The sequence below is a fragment of the Pseudomonas sp. EU05-FHT14B02 genome (assembly GCF_058791055.1).
The window spans coordinates 168,248-186,452 of the sequence record NZ_JBYTDD010000001.1; the positions used below are offsets into that span (position 1 = coordinate 168,248).

Genomic DNA, 18,205 nt, shown 5'->3' on the forward strand with positions numbered 1-18,205 from the left:
AGCTTTGTTTTATTTTTCTTATCAAGCGTGTAACGGTCAGGCGGACGAGAGGTCACGGCCTCTCGCCCCGACCCTAGGTCAACCGCGTTGCGGTACACCTTTCTGCCCAACCTTGCGGTTGGGGGCCATGCCGTTGGCCAACAGGGTTTCTTCGATGGTTTCGTACTGCACGCCGATGCGGTAGATCTCGCGGGCTTCTTTGCCGGTGGCGATTTCACGGCCCAGTTCATGGGCAATGCGCACGGTTTGCTGGATCTGTGCAACCGAGCCGAAACGATCGCCCTTGTGATCAATGATAGTGTCTTCATTGCCCACGCGCGGATGCATGCCCATGGCCATCGACATGGTGTTGAACGGCATGACGTTCTTGAGCAGCGATTCGGAGGTCAGTGTGCAACCGTCTGGCGCGCGGTGGATGAAGTTGAAGAAGTTGAACGGGTTCGGGCCGTCGAAACCACCGCCGATGCCGATCCAGGTCAGGTTCAGCGGGCCCTTGTAGATGCCCCTGCGCACCAGGCGCTCGAGGGTTTCCATGGCGTGCATGCCGGTCAACTGAAAGTGTGGCTGAATGCCGTTGTCCATCAGGCGCTTGAGGTGCTCGGCAACCCAGGCCGGCCCTGCCGGCACGGTCATTTCGCTGTAGGCGGCGTGGATCAACGGGTTGTCCAGGGAGGTGCCTTTCAGGTACTCCGGATACAACAGTTCCATGATGTTCATTTGCGTGGTGTTGATCGCGACCGTGACCTGATCCGGTTTCGGCGTCAGCTCAGCCAACATGTGGCGAGTGTCGTCGGACAGCCACTTGGCCGCTTCGCCATCGCTTTCCGGAGCGAAGGAAATCGAGCCGCCAACCTGGATGATCATGTCTGGCACGGCTTCACGCACACCGGCGATCAGCTCGTTGAACTTCGACAGGCGCTTGGAGCCCTTGCCGTCCAGTTCGCGCACATGCAGGTGCAGTACGGTGGCGCCAGCTTCATAGCATTCGACCGCTTTCTGGACTTGCTCATCCATGGTCAACGGGATGTCTTCCGGGAAGTCTTCCGGCATCCACTCCGGGCCGTACGGGGCCACGGTAATGACTACCTTTTCCATGTTTTCGGGGTGCAGGGAATCGTCGAAGAATTGCATGGTTACTCCAGTTCTTATGCCAGTTCTTATGATTGTCCCGCCCACCCGGGGTCGTGCCGGGCAGACGTGTTTACGAGTGCGAATGCTGCGAGTGCGGATGCAGGTGGCGTTCGATCAGAACGTCTTGTCGCCGATAATCCCGGCACGCTCCATCTTGCGATGGCACGGCGGGTAATCCATGACGGCGTAATGCTGGGTACTGCGGTTGTCCCAGATGGCGATGCTGTTGGGCTTCCAGCGCCAGCGCACCTGATACTCAGGGATGTACGCCTGGCTGATCAGGTAACGCAGCAACTCGCCGGCGCCGGGGTTGGCGTCCTGGCCGAAGCGCACCCGCTCAGGGGTGTGGTAGTTGCTGAAGTGGGTGGTGAAAGCGTTGACGAACAACACCTTCTCGCCGGTTTCCGGATGGGTGCGCACCACCGGGTGTTCGGCGTCCGGGTACATCGCCTTGAGCGCCAGGCGTTTTTCAATCGGCATGGCGGCACCGAAGCTCGCTTCGATGCTGTGGCGGGCACGCAGGTCGGCGATCTTGACCTTTACGTCTTCCGGCAGGTTCGCATAGGCCTGGACCATGTTGGCCCACATGGTGTCGCCGCCCACTGGCGGGCATTCCACGCAACGCAGCACGCAGCCCATCGGAGGTGCTTCGCGCCAGGTGGCGTCGGTGTGCCAGGCGTTTTCATAGCGGTCCATCGGCTGGTCAGGATTCTTGTAGATCTGCACCAGCCCCGGATGCTCTGGATCACTGCCGGCCACCGGATGATCCTCCAGCTCGCCGAAGCGCCGGGCGAAGGCCACGTGCTCGGCGCGGGTGATGTCCTGATCACGCAGGAACACCACGCGGTGCTTGAGCAACTGGGCACGAATCTCGGCAAACAGACCATCGTCATGCACCGCGTCGGCCAGGTTGACGCCGATGAGTTCGGCGCCAATGCTGCAGGTCAATTGTTCGACTTTCATGGCTGGCCGCTCCTTAAACGACGAAAATCGATGAGCCGGTAGTCTTGCGCGATTCAAGGTCGCGATGGGCCTGCACGGCGTCCTGCAAGGCGTAGTGCTGGTTGATCTCGATCTTGATCCGGCCGCTGCCGACATGGTCGAACAACTCGCCGGCCAGGGCGGCTTTTTCCGCAGGGTCGCTGATGTAGTTGGCCAGGGCAGGACGGGTCAGGTACAGCGAACCTTTCATCGCCAGCATCACCGGGTCAAACGCCGGGATCGGGCCGGACGCGGTACCCACGCAGACCATCAGGCCACGGGGTTTCAACGAATCCAGCGAACCCATGAAGGTATTCTTGCCAACGCTGTCGAACACCACGTTGACGCCCACGCCGTCGGTCAGTTCGCGAACGCGAGCGGCGACGTCTTCATGGCTGTAATTGATCGTATGGTCGCAACCGTGAGCCCGGGCGATCTCCGCTTTTTGCTCGGTCGAAACCGTGCCGATCACGTTCAGGCCCAGCAACTTGGCCCACTGCGAAACGATGAGACCGACACCGCCAGCGGCGGCATGCAACAGAATGCTGTCGCCCGGTTTGAAGTCGTAGATGCGGCGCATCAGATACGAGGACGTCAGACCACGCATGGTCATCGCGGCAGCGGTCTCGAAGCTGATGGTTTCCGGCAGCTTGATCAGCGGCGCGGCCGGGATCAGGCGCTCGGTGCTGTAGGCGCCGAGGGTGTTGAGGAAACCGGTGTAGGTGACGCGATCACCGACCTCGACGTTGGTGACCCCTTCACCAACGGCCTGGACTACGCCAGAGGCCTCGACGCCCATGCCGTTGGGCATCGGAATCGGGTAGGTACCGTTACGGAAATAGGTGTCGGCATAGTTCAGGCCAACCGCCACATGACGAAGGCGAACCTGGCCGGGACCGGGTTCGCCGACTTCGACGTCCTCATAACGTAGAACTTCGGGACCACCGGTTTCGTAGAAGCGTACGGCTTTGGCCATTTTCTTATTCTCCAATCTGCAATATGGGCGTGTTGCATCGAATTGCGCTGATTGGACTGTAGGACGAGGCCTGTTGAGACGCTTCTCATCAGACGACAATGGCTTTTCATTTGGTGACAGGCAGAAACGGGATCGTTCTAGCCGGTCCGGTCGTCACCTGCGTTATCATCGCCCGCCTCGATGCCCCAAGAGCCTTGACCCGGATGTCCGAAGCACTGCCACTGCCCAACGATCACTTAACCCTGCCGCCGGTCCTGGCCGGCCCGCTGTTGCGGCGTCTTGAGCCCATGCGGCTGGTGCTGTGGCTGGTGGGTTCCCGGGCGCTGGCGCTGACCTTGCGCTTGCAGGGCGTCGGCGATATCCGACTCGATGCAGGGCAATGCACGGTGATTGCGGTGGGGGCTCATGCCTTTGTCCACTTGATCGATGTACAACTCGATTGCGCCCTGCCCCTGGATGAATCGATCGACTATGACCTGCTGATCGATGGCACAGAAAAAGGCATCGCCGACTGGGCACCGCACCTGCTGTATGGCGATGCCCATTGCCCGAACTTCGTCCTGCGCGCACGGGTCGACCAGTTGCTGCACGGCTCTTGCCGCAAACCTCATCACCCGGCGACAGACGGCTTGCTGTGCGTCGACCGGTTGCTGGCCCAGGAACAGGCGGCAAAGGACCGCCCGGCACTGCTGATGATGACTGGCGATCAGGTCTACGCCGACGATGTCGCAGGGCCGATGTTGCGGGCGATTCACGCCTTGATCGAGCGTCTGGGCCTGTTCGGGGAACACCTCGAAGGCGCGGTGGTCAGCGACAGCGCCAGGCTCTACGAGCATCCGGCCAGTTACTACCACCGTGCGGATCTGTTGCCGGCACTGCAAAGCAACGAAACCCTGCGTGATCGCTTCTTCGGCGGGGCGCGCAAACCGATTTTCACCAGCAGCAGTGCCGACAATCACCTGGTGACCTTCGCCGAAGTCATGGCCATGTATTTGCTGGTCTGGTCGCCAACGCCCTGGACCCTGATCACGCCCCAGCCGCCGACGCTGACGCCGGAACGACTCAAACGCTACGCCCTTGAACAGACGCGCATCGATGCCTTCAGGGCAGGCCTGGGCAACGTCGCGCGGGCACTGGCGCATCTGCCAACGCTGATGATTTTCGACGACCACGACATCACCGATGACTGGAACCTTTCCGCGCAATGGGAAGAAACGGCCTACGGCCATCCGTTCTCCCGGCGCATCATTGGCAACGCGCTGCTGGCGTACATGTTGTGCCAGGGCTGGGGCAACAACCCGGATGCGTTCGCTACCCTGCTGGAAAAGTCCGGAGCCTTGAGCGCCAGCGCACACGACCTTCACCTCGACAGCACGGTTCAGGATGACTTGATCAGTGACCTGCTGAAGTTTCAGCACTGGCATTACGTGCTGCCGACCACCCCGGCCATGGTGGTGATCGACACCCGCACCCGACGCTGGCGCAGCGAGATGAACCTCAAGCAGCCTTCCGGTTTGCTCGACTGGGAAGCACTGAGCGAACTGCAACAGGAACTGCTGGACCACCCGAGTGCGATCATCGTTTCACCGGCACCGATCTTCGGCGTCAAACTGATTGAAACCGTGCAGCGGGTATTCAGCTGGTGCGGTTATCCACTGCTGGTGGACGCGGAAAACTGGATGGCCCATCGCGGCGCGGCCCAGGTGATCCTGAACATTTTCCGCCACTCGCGCACCCCGGGTAACTACGTGGTGCTGTCGGGCGATGTGCACTATTCCTTCGTCTACGAAGTGCTGATCCGCCACCGCAAGGCCGGACCGCGCATCTGGCAGATCACCAGCAGCGGCATCAAAAATGAATTCCCGCCCAGCCTGCTCGAGTGGTTCGACCGCCTCAACCGCTGGCTGTACTCGCCACGCTCACCGTTGAACTGGCTGACCAAGCGTCGACGCATGCGCATCGTGCCCCACGTGCCCGAACACGCCGAAGCGGGTGAGCGGCTATGGAACTCGGCGGGGATCGGCCAGGTATTCTTTAATGAAAAAGGTCAGCCGCAGGACATTTTTCAGCACAACGCCAATGGCTCGCCGAGGACGCGGATGGTGCCCCCCGAAAGCGGCGAGTGATCCCACAATTGATCGGAGTCGCTCATGAACCTCACCCGAACCTTGATCATTGGTAATTCCGGTTCCGGCAAGAGCTGGCTGGCGCAGCGGCTGGCCGAGCAACTGCGTGTGCCCTGGACCGATCTCGACCGGATTCACTGGCTGTCCGACGAACACAGCATCCCCCGCCCCCGAAATGAAGCGCTGGGAATGGCGCGGATCGCTGCCGATGAAGAGCGCTGGGTGATCGAAGGGGGTTACGGCTGGATCGTCAGTGAAATCCTCCACCGGGCCACGGCGTTGATCTGGCCGTGTATCGATGACGTCGATTGCGTTGCCAACATTCGTCGGCGGGAAGCTAACGATGACGAACGACTGGTTGCAATGCTGGAGTGGGCTAGCAACTATCGCACCCGTGACGACTCAAGTGGATTTGCGGCGCATCAGCGGATGTTCGATGACTTTGGTGCCTCGAAGATCCGCCTGACCAATCGGGTTGAAATCACCGACTTCGCTTCAGAAGCAGCAATATTACCCATCGGTTAAAGCACAAAACCTGTGGGAGCTTGCTCGCGATGACGGCAGCACATTCGACATCAATGGTGACTGACCCATCGCTATCGCGAGCAAGCTCGCTCCCACAGGATTGCGGTGCCCAGGGAGCGTATTTCAAGTCACCTTCACCACACCACTCACCCCCCTGACAATCATCTCCACCTCCCGCTCATCAAGGGTCAGCGGCGGTAGCAGGCGAATGGTTTTGCCCCGCGTGACGTTGATCAACAAGCCATGATCCCGGGCGGCGATCAGGCTCAGGTCGCGGATCGGTTGCTTGAGTTCGATGCCGATCATCAGGCCCTGGCCGCGTATTTGCGAGACGTTCGAGTTGCCCGCCAGTTCTGTGCGCAATCTTTCGAGCAGGCGCGCCCCCTGACGCTGGGCGTTTTCCAGCAGTCCTTGTTCTTCAACAATCTCCAGCACGGTGCATCCGACCCGGCAGGCCAGCGGATTACCGCCGAACGTGCTGCCGTGGCTGCCCGGCGTGAAGAGTTCGGCCGCCTTGCCACGGGCCAGGCAAGCGCCGATGGGCACGCCGTTGCCCAGGCCTTTGGCCAGGGTCATGACGTCCGGGACGATGCCTTCGTGCTGGAACGCGAACCACTGGCCGGTGCGGCCGATGCCGGTCTGGATTTCATCGAGCATCATCAGCCATGAGCGCCGGTTGCACAGTTCCCGCACGGCCTTGAGATAGCCCGGCGGCGCCAGTTGCACGCCGCTTTCGCCCTGGATCGGCTCCATCAGGATCGCCACGATCCGCGAGCCAAAGGCCTGTTGCACCTTGTCCAGCGCGCCGAGGTCGCCGAACGGCACTTTGACGAAATCCCCCGGCAGCTTGTTGAAACCCAGGCGCACCGCCGGGCCATCGCTGGCAGACAAGGTGCCGAGGGTGCGGCCATGGAACGCGTTTTCCATGACCACCACCAGCGGCTGCTCGATGCCCTTGTGCCAGCCATGCAGCCGGGCGATTTTCAGTGCGGTTTCGTTGGCTTCGGCCCCGGAGTTGTTGAAAAACACCCGGTCCATGCCCGCCAGCCGGGTCAGTTTCTGCGCCAGCCGTTGCTGCCAGTCGATGCTGTAGAGGTTCGAGGTGTGCAGCAGCAACCCGGCCTGCTCGGTAATGGCGGCAACGATTTTCGGATGGGAGTGGCCGACATTGGTCACCGCCACACCGGCGACCGCATCCAGGTATTCGCGACCGGCCTGATCCCACAGGCGAGTGCCCAGGCCCTTGTTGAAACTCAAGGCCAGGGGTTGGTAAGTGCTCATCAGGCAGGCGGCGGTCATGACATCAAGCTCCAGCAAGGGTCGGTGTTTTTGCAGTATGGTTAGCCACCAGAGCTGGATAAACACCGCAAAACTTCAATCATTTAAAAGCAGAGCTTGATAATGGATTTATTCCAGGCAATGACCGTCTACGTGAAAGTGGTGGAGACCGGCAGCATGACCGCCGCCGCCTTGCAGTGTGAGATGTCCACGACCATGGTCGGCAATCACCTCAAGGCCCTGGAGCAACGGCTGGGTGTGCGCCTGCTCAACCGCACGACGCGGCGCCAGCGGCTGACCGAGTTCGGCGCCGCGTATTACCAGCGCTGCCTGGAAGTGCTGGGGTTGGTGGCCGATTCCGAGCGACTGGCCGAGCAGGCTCTGGACGAACCGAGCGGCACCTTGCGCATCACCGCGCCCCTGACCTTCGGGACCGAGCGCCTGGCCCCGGCACTGAGTGAGTTCAGCCGGCAAAACCCGCGGGTGAAACTTGACGTGGTGCTGACCAACCGACGCCCGGATCTACTGGAAAACGGCCTTGATGTAGCGTTTCGCCTCGGGGCGCTGGAGCCCTCCAACCTGATCGCCCGCCCGCTGATCGATTACACCCTGACCATGTGCGCGTCACCGGACTACCTGGCCCGTCGCGGCACTCCGCAAACACCTGAAGACCTGCGCCATCACGACTGCCTGTCCTTTGCCTATCCGGCCGGAGATGACTGGCAATCGGTGCAAAAGGAATGGCGCCTGGCCGGTCCCGATGGCGAAGTCAGCGTGGGGGTCGGTGGGCCGATGCTGATCAACAGTTCCGCCGGACTGCATCAAGCGGCGCGCACCGGCATGGGCATCGTGATGATGCCCGACGCCTTGGTCGAGCAGGACCTCAAGGATGGAAAGCTGTTGGCCCTGATGCCCGATTACTGTCCGCCCAGCCGGCCGATGCACCTGGTCTATGCCCAGGATCGCCACCGTTTGCCGAAACTGCGGCGTTTCGTTGAATTCGCCGTACAGAGGTGGGGCAAACACCCCTCGGCCGAATAGGTCATGCATTTACATCCCCGTCTTCACCAGCACCGGCTGTTCCTGATAACGATCCGGGTACAGCTGCTTCAACTGCGCCACTTTTGGCAAATCGTTGATCACGATGTACGGATAGGTCGGATGTTCGGTAAGGAAATCCTGGTGTTCTTCCTCCGCCGGGTAGAAACCGTTGAAGGTTTCGAGTTTGGTCACGATCGGTTTGTCGAAGACATGCGCGGCGTCGAGCTGGGTGATGTAGGCCTGTGCGACCCGCTGCTGCTCAGCGTTTTTGGTAAAGATCGCCGAGCGGTACTGGGTGCCGCTGTCCGGGCCCTGGCGGTTGAGTTCGGTCGGGTTGTGCGCCACTGAAAAGTAGATCTGCAGCAAGGTGCCGTAACTGACCTGGGCTGGATCGAACGTGACTTCGACCGACTCCGCATGGCCGGTATTGCCGTTGCTGACGCGCTCGTATTGCGCGGTATTGGCCGCCCCGCCCGCGTAGCCGGAGACAGCGTTTTTCACGCCTTTGACATGCTGGAACACCCCTTGGACGCCCCAGAAGCAGCCGCCGGCGAACACCGCGGTTTCGCTGCGGGCCTGGGTGCTTTCATCAAGGGCCGGCGGTGGAAGGATGACCGCCTTTTCGGCACCGCCGAAAGAGAAGGCCGAGCATTGGCTGATGATGCCGGCAGCCGCCAGCCCCAGCAGGGTACGGCGCCAGGTAAAGAGTGTTTTCATGGGGCGAACTCCTGAAGCGTTGAACAGTTATCAGCCGAAAGTGAAGGCGTAAGCCGACGCACCCGGATCAAGAAACTCGATACTGAAGGTCCGGTCGGTCACGCCGCCGCTCTGGCGTACCAGTTGATACAAACGCTGGTCGGTCACGGTGCCGCTGCCATCGGGTGCCACGTCCATGCCATGGGCATCGCCGGGGGCCTTGCCGTCGATCAGCACCTTGAAACGCACCGGTTTGCCATCGGCGCCAGGGCCGAGCACCAAATGCAAATCACGGGCGTGGAAGCGATAGACGATGCGGCTGGCCGGTGCGCTGGCGGTGGCCCGCTCCGGGCCGACATGCCACTGGCCGCCCAGGCTCCAGTCGTTGATGGCCAGTTGCGCCGGCGGGTTGTAGGCCGCAACCTTGTCCGGTACCAGCGCGGTTTCGGGCACGAAATGCTCAGCGCGCTGGTAGCCGACATAGGTTTCCGGCGACTGCACGGCGTCCTTGTCCGGGGCCATTTGCACGCCATCGGCCTTGGCACTGATCAGCCCGTCGGCGACCTTGGCCGCCCCCGCCTCGCGCAGCAATTGCTGGATGACCCGCTCCGATTCGGCGTACGCGCCTTCGCCGAAATGGTGATAACGAATGCGTCCCTGGGCGTCGGCAAAGTAATGCGCCGGCCAGTACTCGTTGTTGAAGGCGCGCCAGATCTTGAACTCGTTATCGATGGCCACCGGGTAGTTGATGCCCAGGTCTTTCATGGCCTTGGTGACGTTGCTGACGTCGCGTTCGAAGGCAAACTCCGGCGCATGCACGCCGATCACCACCAGGCCTTGATCGCGATACTTCTCGGCCCAGGCTTTCACATAGGGCAGCGAGCGCAGGCAGTTGATGCAGGAGTAGGTCCAGAAATCCACCAGCACGACCTTGCCTTTCAAGGCCTGGGTATCGAGGGGTGGCGAGTTGAGCCATTGCACGGCGCCCTCCAGTGACGGTAGGTTGCCTTCGACCGGCAAGGTGCCCGGGGTTTTGTCAGCCACTTGCACCGCGCCGGCGGAGGTCGAGTTTTGCGCCATCATCGCCCCGCTGTTACGCGGCAACTTGCCGGACAGTTTCTCCACCAACGCTTGCTCGATACCACTGGTCGACGCCGTGGAAAACCGCGCCAGAATCCCCGTATCCAGACCCAGGGCAATCGCTGCCACACCGGCCAGCATCGCCGCGCCAAGACCGCGACGCAGCCATTCGCCCGCGCCAATCGAACGCTTCATCGCGGTGAAGACTTTGCCGCCCAGCAACAAAGCCAGCGCGAGGGAAGTGGCGGCACCGGCGGCGTACGCCAGCAGCAAAAAGGTGGTTTGAATGCTGGCGCCTTGCAACGCGGCACCGGTCAGCAGCAGGCCCAGGATCGGCCCCGCGCACGGTGCCCACAGCAGGCCGGTGGCCACGCCGATCAGGAGCGAAGTACCGGGACGTGGCCGTGCATCGGCACCCGCCGCCTCTGACAAACGACTGCCCGCCGCCACCAGTGGCCGGGTCAGGCGCTCGGCCAGTTGCGGCAGCAACAGCGTCAGACCGAACAACGCCACGAACACCAGCGCCAGCCAACGCCCGTACTGATTGAGTTGCACCACCCAGCCACCGCCCACCGCCGCCAACGTGGCGACCAGCGCGAAGGTCAGCGCCATCCCCACCAGCAGCGGCAACCCGCTTTTGACGAAGGGTTGCCCGGTGCGGGCGAAGACAAACGGCAATACCGGCAGAATGCACGGGCTGACAATCGTCAGCACACCACCGAGATAAGCGAGGACCAGCAGCCACATGGCGATTACCTGCAAAAAGTGAGTGGAAGGGGATCACACCGTCTTGGGCACGAATTTCATCGCCAGGCCGTTCATGCAGTAACGCAGGCCGGTGGGTTTCGGGCCGTCATCGAAGACATGCCCCAGATGCCCGCCACAGCGCCGGCAATGAACCTCCTCACGGACCATGCCGAACGCACGGTCCTGGCGGGTCGCCACGGCCTTGTCCAGTGGTGCCCAGAAACTTGGCCAACCGGTGCGGCTGTCGAATTTGGTCGCCGAGGAAAACAGCGGCAGCTCGCAACCGGCACAGACGAACGTGCCATCGCGGTGCTCGTTGTTCAGCGGGCTGCTGTAGGCCCGCTCGGTGCCCTCTTCGCGAAGGATTTCGTACTGTTCATCGCTCAGAAGAGCGTGCCATTCGCTGTCGCTGCGGGTCACTTCGAATACCTCCGCTGCGCTGGCTTCACTGATCAAGGCCGAGCCGGTGGAAAACTTCGGCAACAGGCCGATCGCCAGGGCTGCCACCCCCAGCCCGCCGCTCGCTACAAGAAATTGCCGTCGTGAAAACATGCTCGCCTCCAAAAAATCCAGGGGTGTTTCATGGAGCACAGCCTAGGCTTTGGGTGATCGCCAAATCCTCACGGGAAGTTAAACAATTCGTGATAACTCGGGCGCGGAAAAACCCGCACAATGCATATGCCACAACTGTAGGAGCGAGCCCTGCTCGCGAAGAACCTGAGGGCGCCACGGGGTGTCAGGTGTCCCGCGTCATCGTTGGCCTCCATCGCGAGCAGGGCTCGCTCCTACAGTAGTGGCATTACGCACAATGCGCCGAAGGATTGAGCTGTATGGAACAGACCAAACGCGTCCTGGTGGTCGAGGACGATATGCATATCGCCGACCTGATCTGCCTGCATCTTCGCGACGAGCAGTTCGAGGTGGTGCACAGCGCCGATGGCAATGAAGGCATGCGCCTGCTGCAGCAAGGCAACTGGGATGCACTGGTCCTCGACCTGATGCTGCCCGGTGTCGACGGCCTGGAGATCTGCCGCCGCGCCCGCGCCATGGCCCGCTACACGCCGATCATCATCACCAGTGCGCGCTCCAGCGAGGTGCACCGGATTCTCGGCCTCGAACTGGGTGCCGACGACTACCTGGCCAAGCCCTTTTCCATGCTTGAACTGGTGGCCCGGGTCAAGGCGTTGCTGCGCCGGGTCGATGCCATGGCGCGCAACCTGAAGATGGACGCCGGCAGCCTGCTCACCGACGGCCTGGCCATCGACCCGATCACCCGCGAAGTGTCCCTCGATGGACGACGCCTGGACCTCACGCCCCGGGAGTTCGACTTGCTGTATTTCTTCGCCCGCCAGCCCGGCAAGGTGTTTTCGCGCATGGACCTGCTCAATGCCGTGTGGGGCTACAGCCACGAAGGCTACGAGCACACGGTCAACACCCACATCAACCGCCTGCGTGCCAAGATCGAGGCCGACCCGGCGCAACCGGTGCGCATCCTCACGGTCTGGGGCCGTGGCTACAAATTCGCCACTGGTGAGGAGCCGCAGCCATGAGGCTGACCCTGACGCAACGCCTGTCCCTGGTGTTCGCCGTGCTGTTGCTGGTGTGCTGCGGCACGTCGGCGTGGATGCAGGTGCGCTCCAACCAGATGCATGAGCAGGAAGTGGTGCAAGGCTTGTCCCGGGACCTGGCGCAACACATCGCCCGCGACACGGTGCTGATGGACACCCAGGGCCTGATGCCCAATGCCGTGCGTGACCTGTTCAGCAAGCTGATGCAGGTCAACCCGAGCGTAGAGGTGTACCTGCTGGACACCGAGGGCAAGATTGTCGGCAGCGCCGCGCCCGAAGGCCGGATCCGTCGTGAGCGGATCGACCTGGCGCCGATCCAGCGCCTGTTGCGGGGCGATGCCCTGCCGATTCTCGGCGACGACCCGCGCAGCGTCGATGCGCGCAAGGTGTTCAGTGCTGCGCCGCTGAAGGTCGACGGCAAGCCGGCCGGTTATCTCTACGTGGTGTTGCTCGGTGAAGACCACGACCGCCTGGCCGAACGCGGTGCGACCAGTGCAGCGCTCAACACCGCGCTGTTGTCCATCGGGCTGGTGGCGTTGCTGTGCCTGATTGCCGGTCTCACCGCATTTGCCCTGATCACCCGGCCATTGCGCCGCTTGACCGAAACCGTCAGCCAGTTCGACATCGATGGGGTGCCGGTCACACCGGCCCTGCCCGTCGCGGTGGAAAAAGCCGCGAGCCACGATGAAATCGCCGTACTCGATGCGGCGTTCCGACAGATGCAGACACGCCTGGGCGAGCAATGGCGCTCGTTGACCCGCCAGGATCAGGAGCGCCGCGAACTGGTGGCGAACATCTCCCACGACCTGCGCACGCCGCTGGCCTCGTTGCACGGTTATCTGGAAACCCTGTCGCTCAAGGACGCCACCCTGTCCCCTGCCGACCGCCGTCGCTATCTGGGCATCGCCCTGGACCAGAGCCGCAAGGTAGGTGGTCTGGCGCAGTCGCTGCTGGACCTGGTGCGGCTGGAGCATGGCTTCGTACAGCCAGTGCTGGAACGCTTTTCCCTGACTGACCTGGCCCAGGACATCTTCCAGAAATTCGAACTCACCGCCGAAGCGCGCAAAGTCGAACTCAAGGCCACGTTCGCACCAAATGCCTCGGCGGCCTGCGCGGACCTCGGGCTAATCGAGCGGGTGCTGACCAACCTGTTCGACAACGCCCTGCGCCATACCCCGGCCGGTGGCGAGGTCGAACTGAGCCTACGCCCGCAAGGCTCATTCATCGAAGTCACGGTCAGCGATACCGGCCCCGGCATCGCCCCGGAACTGCGCGAAGGGTTGTTCCTGCGGCCGTTCAATATCGGCGGCGCACGTCGTGATGGCGGGCTGGGGTTGCGGATCGTGCATCGCATTCTGCAATTGCACGGGCGCGAGATTCAGTTGATCGATGTGCCGGGGCGGGGTGCGACGTTCCGTTTTTCGTTACCGATCGATGAGGAGACCGCTTCGGCTTTGGCGGAACGGTCGATGAACCTGAATACCCCGCGGCAGGCCTGAAAAGTTGTGGAGCCTGACAGGGCCCCATCGCGGGCAAGCCCGCTCCCACAGGGTGAGTGGGTGTACGCAAGATCTGCGAACAACCCAAACCACTGTGGGAGCGAGCTTGCTCGCGATGGTCTCAAGGGCACCGCGTACACCCGGAATGAACGCGTTATCGTTAACGTCCATCGCGAGCAGGCTCGCTCCTACAGGGGAGCAAAAACATGACCGGCCGCCTGTTGATCCGTGACAACACCGTCCCGGTCCAATAGATTAGTCGGCCTGAAAAAGCCCCCGGGCTTTTTCGCCCCTATTCAAGTTCAAAGAAGTAGTGAAATTTCAATGTCCGATTCCAATACCGCTGAAACCGTTGTCACCTTGTCGTCCAAAGCGGAATACGAAAACTCCATCAATCTTTCACAACACGTGCCTCAGGCCAAGACCATCAGCGAGATGGTGCTGGACGCGTTCCAGTCCACCCGCGAAAGCGACCAGATCCGCGAACTGCGCGCCGCGATCCGCCAAGCCCACGACAGCTTCGATGACGATAAAGCCTACGAACTGATGGGCCAGCTCAAGCAGCTCAAGGACGCCGAGGCCGCCGATATCGCCGCCCTCGAAGACCTGAGCAGCAAATTCCCGATCAGCCGCATCCTGTCCAGCTTCAAGGACGACCCGGCGTTCCAGGAAATCGTCTACGGCCTAGCCCTGAAGGTGCTGAACCAGACCCACCAGGCTATCAGCAACCCGAGCGGCGGCAAGAGCAAAGCCGCCAAGGCGAAGAAAGAAGTCGAAGTGTTCACCATCAGCAAAGACGGCATCAGCGTCACCCTGCCGCTGCGCACCCCGCGCTCGCGCCTGAGCGTCGACCGTGAAGCCCTCGAATTCCTCGGCTTCACCTTCGTTGGCGAAGGCGAAGAGGCGGAACTGGAAAGCGAGACGTTCCTGGACAACAGCGGCGCCGAGCAAGCGGTCAACCGCAAGAACATCATCACCGCCCTGCAGCAGCAGACAGCGTTCCACGGGTACAGCATCGCCGCGCAGTAAGGCGCCCCTCGCCACCCGTTCCTGAGGGACTGCCCCATGAGCCCCGCCATCAGTGCGGGGCTTTTTATTGCCCGTGATTCGGGCAAAACCGCGATTACTCTTCCAGTATCGACGCAGAACACCACTTCCCTTCACCCATGAGCACCACAGGTCCGCCTGCGGGGAGCGTCAACTCACTTTCCAGCCCAGACCTCAGTGGTGCACTGTCGAGGTCATCATGAACACGCCCCCCTTGTATCGCCAACTGGCCAACCACTACCTGGACGCTATCCGCAGCGGCACCCTGAAAGCCGGTGAACGCATGCCCTCGATTCGGTTGATGATGGAAAAACACGCCGTCAGCCTTTCGACCGCCGTGCAGGTATGCCGGGAGCTGGAGGACTATGGCGTGCTGGAAGCCCGGCCACGCTCCGGCAACTACATTCGCCAGCCTGACACTGTGCCCCGGCCCATCCCGACGACCTCGGCGCCAGCGCTGGACACCCGCGCGTATGTCGGCATTCATGAACAGGTCTGCTCGGTGCTCAAGGCCAGTCAGCGCGCAACGATCAAGGTCAATTTCGCCAGCGCCTACTGTGCGCCGCAGCTTTACCCACTGAAGACCTTGCAAGACAACATGATCAAGGCGCTACGCTACGACGCCTGCCTGCTCGGCACCGCGGGCGGTGCCTGCGGCAACAGCGCATTGCGCAACATCCTGGCCCGGCGGGCACTGGCCAGCAAGACCCACCTGGCCCCCGAGCGGATCGTGATCACCAACGGCGCCACCGAGGCGATCAATCTGGCCTTGCGTGCGGTCACCCGCCCCGGCGACACCGTGGCCGTGGAGTCGCCAACCTTCTACGGTCTGCTGCAAATTCTCGAAAGCCTGAACCTGCGCGTGCTGGAAGTCCCGGCCTCGGCCCATACCGGGCTCAATCTGCAGGCCCTGCAACGGCTGCTACAAGGCCCCGAACGGGTCAAGGCGCTGATCGTCATTCCCAACCTGCAAAACCCGTCAGGCAGCATCATGCCCGATGCCAACAAGGCACGGCTGGTGAAACTGTGCGCCGAGCACGGCACCGTGCTGATCGAGGACGACTCCTACGGCGACCTGGTGGACACCGAGCAGCCGCTGTCCACGCTCAAACATTGGGACAGCACCGACAACGTGATCTATTGCGCCTCGCTGAACAAAACTCTGGCACCGGGCATGCGCCTTGGCTGGATCAGCGCCGGCAAATGGCACGACCGCGTGGAAATGCTCAAACATGCGCAGTCACGAGGGTGCGAGGCGTTATCGCAACTGGCGGCCAGCGAGTTCATGCGTACACCGTCCTACGAGCGTTACCTGCGGCGGTTGAGGAAAACCCTGACCGTACAACGCGAGCAGATGAGCGCAGCGATCACCGGCTATTTTCCCATCGGCACCAGCGTGACCCACCCGCAAGGCGGCACGCTGTTATGGGTGGAACTGCCTCGCCGGTATTCATCGATGACGTTTTTTCACGACGCATTGAAGGCCGGCATCCAGATTTCACCTGGGGATATCTTTTCCAATGCCGGGCGTTTCGATCACTTTGTGCGCATCGGCTGTGGCGCGCCGTATTCGCCGCGGATTGATGAGGCACTGCAGACGTTGGGACGTATCCTGAAAAATCAGGGTTAACCGCGACCCTGTGGGAGCGAGCTTGCTCGCTCCCACAGGTTTTGGGGTGATCTTCAGTGCGGGTTCTGGTGCAGGCAAATGATATGCGGGTCATCATTCCAGTGCGGAAAACGCTCGGCAATCAGCGGGTCGTGGCCGGGGATGACATGGTCTTCGCTGTCGGCCAGACGGTCGATCTCAGTGAAGGCTTCAAGGGTTTGCGCCAGGTCATCGAGAATCGGAAACGGACTGCGCTCACGAATGTTGACCCACAAATGCGCGGCATCCGAGGCCAGCACAATCCAGCCACGCTCGGTCGCTACCCGCACCACCTGACTGCCCGGTGTATGCCCGCCTACCGGATGCAGGGTCACGCCCGGAACGACCTCGACAACACCGTTGTGCAAACGCATCCGCCCTTCGAACAGCGGCGGCAACGCCGACATCACGTCCTCAACTTCGTAGGTTTTATTCACCGTGCGATGGACCATTTTCGGCCCGGTGCAGAAACGCAGCTCCGCTTCCTGCAAATGCACGGTCGCCTTGGGGAACAACCCGAGGTTGCCGGCATGATCCCAATGCAAATGGGTCAGGATCAGGTGCTCGACCCGGGCCGGATCGATGTCCAGTTGCCGCAGGGATTCTTCCGGCCGGCGATACATCTGGCGATCGCGCCGGTGCGCCGTGGCCGGTTGGAAACAGGTGTCGACCACGATCACCTGCTGCTCGTTGCGGATGACCCAGAAGTAGTAGTCCAGCGGCATCGGTGCATTCGGATCACCGCAGCAGGCGTCGTAGAGAAAATTCTCCCTGGCGGTGCGCTGGGCGTTTGCACCGACACGGATGGCGAACACTTCGTACACAGGTGTGGACATAAGCACCTCCGGGTTCAGGCGACCGCCGTGGTTTTGAGGGTCGGACGGAAATCGAAATCGATCTGATCGCTGATGCCCAGGTCATGGGCCAATTTATGCAGGCCACTGTAGTCACGCATGATGGTCGCGTTCTTGTTGCTCTCGCGGGTGTCGGCAATGATCAGCGCCGCCTCCTCGACCCCGAGCTGCGTCAGAATCGCCTCCCACATGGAGTAGTCCTGAGCGATAAAAGCACTCAGCGCCACCGACAGGTTGCGTGCGAAAAATTCCCGTTGAGTGGGCTGCATGTTGGCGTACATGACCTTCGCCACTTCGGCCAGCACCTTGCTGTGGGCGTACTCGTCGCGGTTGTGCAGTTCGGCCACCCGGCGGTTCTGCGGCTGGATGGTCTGGTCGTCCGCCAGCAAGTCCAGATAGGCGTTGACGCTGATCTCGGCCACCACCGCAAACGTGATCGCCGCCAGATCCCGCTGCCATTGCTCGGGCAGTGCTTCACGCTGGGCTTTGAGGCGCAGGTAAGTGACGGAGGGTGGCAAGTCCAGATCCTGATCCAGCGCCCGGTCGAGTTTGGTCCGTTCGATGGCCCGCAGATGCATCAGCGTGTGGTAGTGCTCGTCGATCAGCGTCTGTTGCATGGCCTCGCGAAAATGCCAGTCATCCTTGCCCAGGTACTGATTGGCGATGACACTGAGTGCCGGGTTGACCACGTGTTCTTCGGCGGTGACGGTGCGCAGGTTGTAGCCGATCCAGCCCCAGGTCACCACGCTGCTTTTGAGCTCGTCGCTCAAGGCCTGGAATTTCGGATGATGGAAGAACGGCACCATGCACTCCGGGTAGTCCGGCCGCGCGGGATCAAAAACTTCTTCCACCTGGCCCCTGTCCGGCGAACACACTGTGGCGCGCTTGGTCCAGGCCCGGTTGAGCCGCACGATCAGTTGATGATCGACCTGGGCGATCTCGATTGCTGTTTGCATGACGCGATACCTGTAAGGCGCGTACCCGCCAGGGGGTACGCCAAAAGAATGT

The 18,205-nt window shown here is 61.7% G+C and carries 16 protein-coding genes and 1 pseudogene; 7 read left to right on the forward strand and 10 right to left on the reverse strand.

Annotated elements, in window-relative coordinates; genetic code table 11:
• Positions 1-78: 78 nt before the first annotated feature.
• From AC3WTM_RS00720 to AC3WTM_RS00730, 3 genes are all read right to left on the reverse strand, one after another.
• Entirely contained in the window at positions 79-1,131 is a 1,053-nt protein-coding gene (locus AC3WTM_RS00720; protein WP_090453201.1) for a beta-keto acid cleavage family enzyme, read from the reverse strand.
• 114 nt (positions 1,132-1,245) lie between these two features.
• Positions 1,246-2,094, reverse strand: a complete 849-nt coding sequence (locus AC3WTM_RS00725; protein ID WP_057716330.1) for a TauD/TfdA dioxygenase family protein — start codon at positions 2,092-2,094, stop codon at positions 1,246-1,248.
• A gap of 13 nt (positions 2,095-2,107) precedes the next feature.
• Positions 2,108-3,088, reverse strand: coding sequence for a quinone oxidoreductase family protein (locus AC3WTM_RS00730; RefSeq protein ID WP_008050013.1), 981 nt, complete (start codon positions 3,086-3,088; stop codon positions 2,108-2,110).
• A gap of 203 nt (positions 3,089-3,291) precedes the next feature.
• Between AC3WTM_RS00730 and AC3WTM_RS00735 the strand changes: the two genes are divergently transcribed.
• Both AC3WTM_RS00735 and AC3WTM_RS00740 read left to right on the forward strand, forming a co-directional pair.
• Positions 3,292-5,214 carry an alkaline phosphatase D family protein gene (locus AC3WTM_RS00735; RefSeq protein WP_102669158.1) on the forward strand — a complete coding sequence of 641 codons (1,923 nt, stop codon included), beginning with the start codon at positions 3,292-3,294 and terminating at the stop codon, positions 5,212-5,214.
• A gap of 24 nt (positions 5,215-5,238) precedes the next feature.
• Positions 5,239-5,739 (forward strand): P-loop NTPase family protein, encoded by a 501-nt coding sequence (locus AC3WTM_RS00740; protein WP_102669157.1) that lies wholly within the window; start codon positions 5,239-5,241, stop codon positions 5,737-5,739.
• 123 nt (positions 5,740-5,862) lie between these two features.
• On the opposite strand, the gene AC3WTM_RS00745 is transcribed toward AC3WTM_RS00740, so the two are convergent.
• Positions 5,863-7,038, reverse strand: coding sequence for an aspartate aminotransferase family protein (locus AC3WTM_RS00745; protein ID WP_102669156.1), 1,176 nt, complete (start codon positions 7,036-7,038; stop codon positions 5,863-5,865).
• 102 nt (positions 7,039-7,140) lie between these two features.
• Between AC3WTM_RS00745 and AC3WTM_RS00750 the strand changes: the two genes are divergently transcribed.
• Entirely contained in the window at positions 7,141-8,058 is a 918-nt protein-coding gene (locus AC3WTM_RS00750) for a LysR family transcriptional regulator (RefSeq protein ID WP_102669155.1), read from the forward strand.
• Positions 8,059-8,067: 9 nt separating this feature from the next.
• On the opposite strand, the gene msrA is transcribed toward AC3WTM_RS00750, so the two are convergent.
• From msrA to AC3WTM_RS00770, 4 genes and pseudogenes are all read right to left on the reverse strand, one after another.
• Positions 8,068-8,775 carry a peptide-methionine (S)-S-oxide reductase MsrA gene (gene msrA / locus AC3WTM_RS00755; protein WP_102669154.1) on the reverse strand — a complete coding sequence of 236 codons (708 nt, stop codon included), beginning with the start codon at positions 8,773-8,775 and terminating at the stop codon, positions 8,068-8,070.
• A gap of 30 nt (positions 8,776-8,805) precedes the next feature.
• On the reverse strand, positions 8,806-10,581 hold the full coding sequence (locus AC3WTM_RS00760; protein ID WP_102669153.1) for a cytochrome c biogenesis protein DipZ: 1,776 nt from the start codon (positions 10,579-10,581) through the stop codon (positions 8,806-8,808).
• A 33-nt stretch (positions 10,582-10,614) separates the two neighbouring features.
• Entirely contained in the window at positions 10,615-11,133 is a 519-nt protein-coding gene (msrB, locus tag AC3WTM_RS00765; protein WP_102669152.1) for a peptide-methionine (R)-S-oxide reductase MsrB, read from the reverse strand.
• A gap of 118 nt (positions 11,134-11,251) precedes the next feature.
• A pseudogene (locus tag AC3WTM_RS00770) lies at positions 11,252-11,348 on the reverse strand (outer membrane lipoprotein carrier protein LolA); the annotation flags it as partial.
• Between the two features lie 63 nt (positions 11,349-11,411).
• Between AC3WTM_RS00770 and AC3WTM_RS00775 the strand changes: the two are divergent.
• The 4 genes from AC3WTM_RS00775 to AC3WTM_RS00790 all read left to right on the forward strand — a co-directional run bounded on the left by AC3WTM_RS00775 (position 11,412) and on the right by AC3WTM_RS00790 (position 16,325).
• On the forward strand, positions 11,412-12,131 hold the full coding sequence (locus AC3WTM_RS00775) for a response regulator transcription factor (RefSeq protein WP_057716342.1): 720 nt from the start codon (positions 11,412-11,414) through the stop codon (positions 12,129-12,131).
• Positions 12,128-13,648 (forward strand): sensor histidine kinase, encoded by a 1,521-nt coding sequence (locus AC3WTM_RS00780; protein ID WP_102669151.1) that lies wholly within the window; start codon positions 12,128-12,130, stop codon positions 13,646-13,648. The genes AC3WTM_RS00775 and AC3WTM_RS00780 overlap by 4 nt, the downstream gene beginning before the upstream one ends.
• 324 nt (positions 13,649-13,972) lie before the next feature.
• Positions 13,973-14,677 (forward strand): hypothetical protein, encoded by a 705-nt coding sequence (locus AC3WTM_RS00785; RefSeq protein ID WP_102669149.1) that lies wholly within the window; start codon positions 13,973-13,975, stop codon positions 14,675-14,677.
• A gap of 217 nt (positions 14,678-14,894) precedes the next feature.
• A complete protein-coding gene (locus AC3WTM_RS00790; protein ID WP_102669148.1) occupies positions 14,895-16,325 on the forward strand; it encodes an aminotransferase-like domain-containing protein in 1,431 nt (476 codons plus the stop codon).
• Positions 16,326-16,378: 53 nt separating this feature from the next.
• On the opposite strand, the gene AC3WTM_RS00795 is transcribed toward AC3WTM_RS00790, so the two are convergent.
• The gene (locus AC3WTM_RS00795; protein WP_102669147.1) at positions 16,379-17,179 is read right to left on the reverse strand and encodes an N-acyl homoserine lactonase family protein; all 801 of its coding nucleotides are present in this window, start codon (positions 17,177-17,179) and stop codon (positions 16,379-16,381) included.
• 14 nt (positions 17,180-17,193) lie between these two features.
• Complete coding sequence (locus AC3WTM_RS00800) at positions 17,194-18,153, reverse strand: diiron oxygenase (protein WP_102669146.1); 960 nt, start codon at positions 18,151-18,153, stop codon at positions 17,194-17,196.
• Between the last annotated feature and the right edge of the window lie 52 nt (positions 18,154-18,205).

Coding starts and splice junctions, on each gene's coding strand:
- msrB (WP_102669152.1), bottom strand. CDS start 11,133: ATGTTTTCACGACGGCAATTTCTTGTAGCGAGCGGCGGGCTGGGGGTG.
- AC3WTM_RS00750 (WP_102669155.1), top strand. CDS start 7,141: ATGGATTTATTCCAGGCAATGACCGTCTACGTGAAAGTGGTGGAGACC.
- AC3WTM_RS00735 (WP_102669158.1), top strand. CDS start 3,292: ATGTCCGAAGCACTGCCACTGCCCAACGATCACTTAACCCTGCCGCCG.
- AC3WTM_RS00740 (WP_102669157.1), top strand. CDS start 5,239: ATGAACCTCACCCGAACCTTGATCATTGGTAATTCCGGTTCCGGCAAG.
- AC3WTM_RS00790 (WP_102669148.1), top strand. CDS start 14,895: ATGAACACGCCCCCCTTGTATCGCCAACTGGCCAACCACTACCTGGAC.
- AC3WTM_RS00795 (WP_102669147.1), bottom strand. CDS start 17,179: ATGTCCACACCTGTGTACGAAGTGTTCGCCATCCGTGTCGGTGCAAAC.
- AC3WTM_RS00745 (WP_102669156.1), bottom strand. CDS start 7,038: ATGACCGCCGCCTGCCTGATGAGCACTTACCAACCCCTGGCCTTGAGT.
- AC3WTM_RS00720 (WP_090453201.1), bottom strand. CDS start 1,131: ATGCAATTCTTCGACGATTCCCTGCACCCCGAAAACATGGAAAAGGTA.
- AC3WTM_RS00780 (WP_102669151.1), top strand. CDS start 12,128: ATGAGGCTGACCCTGACGCAACGCCTGTCCCTGGTGTTCGCCGTGCTG.
- AC3WTM_RS00760 (WP_102669153.1), bottom strand. CDS start 10,581: ATGTGGCTGCTGGTCCTCGCTTATCTCGGTGGTGTGCTGACGATTGTC.
- msrA (WP_102669154.1), bottom strand. CDS start 8,775: ATGAAAACACTCTTTACCTGGCGCCGTACCCTGCTGGGGCTGGCGGCT.
- AC3WTM_RS00800 (WP_102669146.1), bottom strand. CDS start 18,153: ATGCAAACAGCAATCGAGATCGCCCAGGTCGATCATCAACTGATCGTG.
- AC3WTM_RS00775 (WP_057716342.1), top strand. CDS start 11,412: ATGGAACAGACCAAACGCGTCCTGGTGGTCGAGGACGATATGCATATC.
- AC3WTM_RS00725 (WP_057716330.1), bottom strand. CDS start 2,094: ATGAAAGTCGAACAATTGACCTGCAGCATTGGCGCCGAACTCATCGGC.
- AC3WTM_RS00785 (WP_102669149.1), top strand. CDS start 13,973: ATGTCCGATTCCAATACCGCTGAAACCGTTGTCACCTTGTCGTCCAAA.
- AC3WTM_RS00730 (WP_008050013.1), bottom strand. CDS start 3,088: ATGGCCAAAGCCGTACGCTTCTACGAAACCGGTGGTCCCGAAGTTCTA.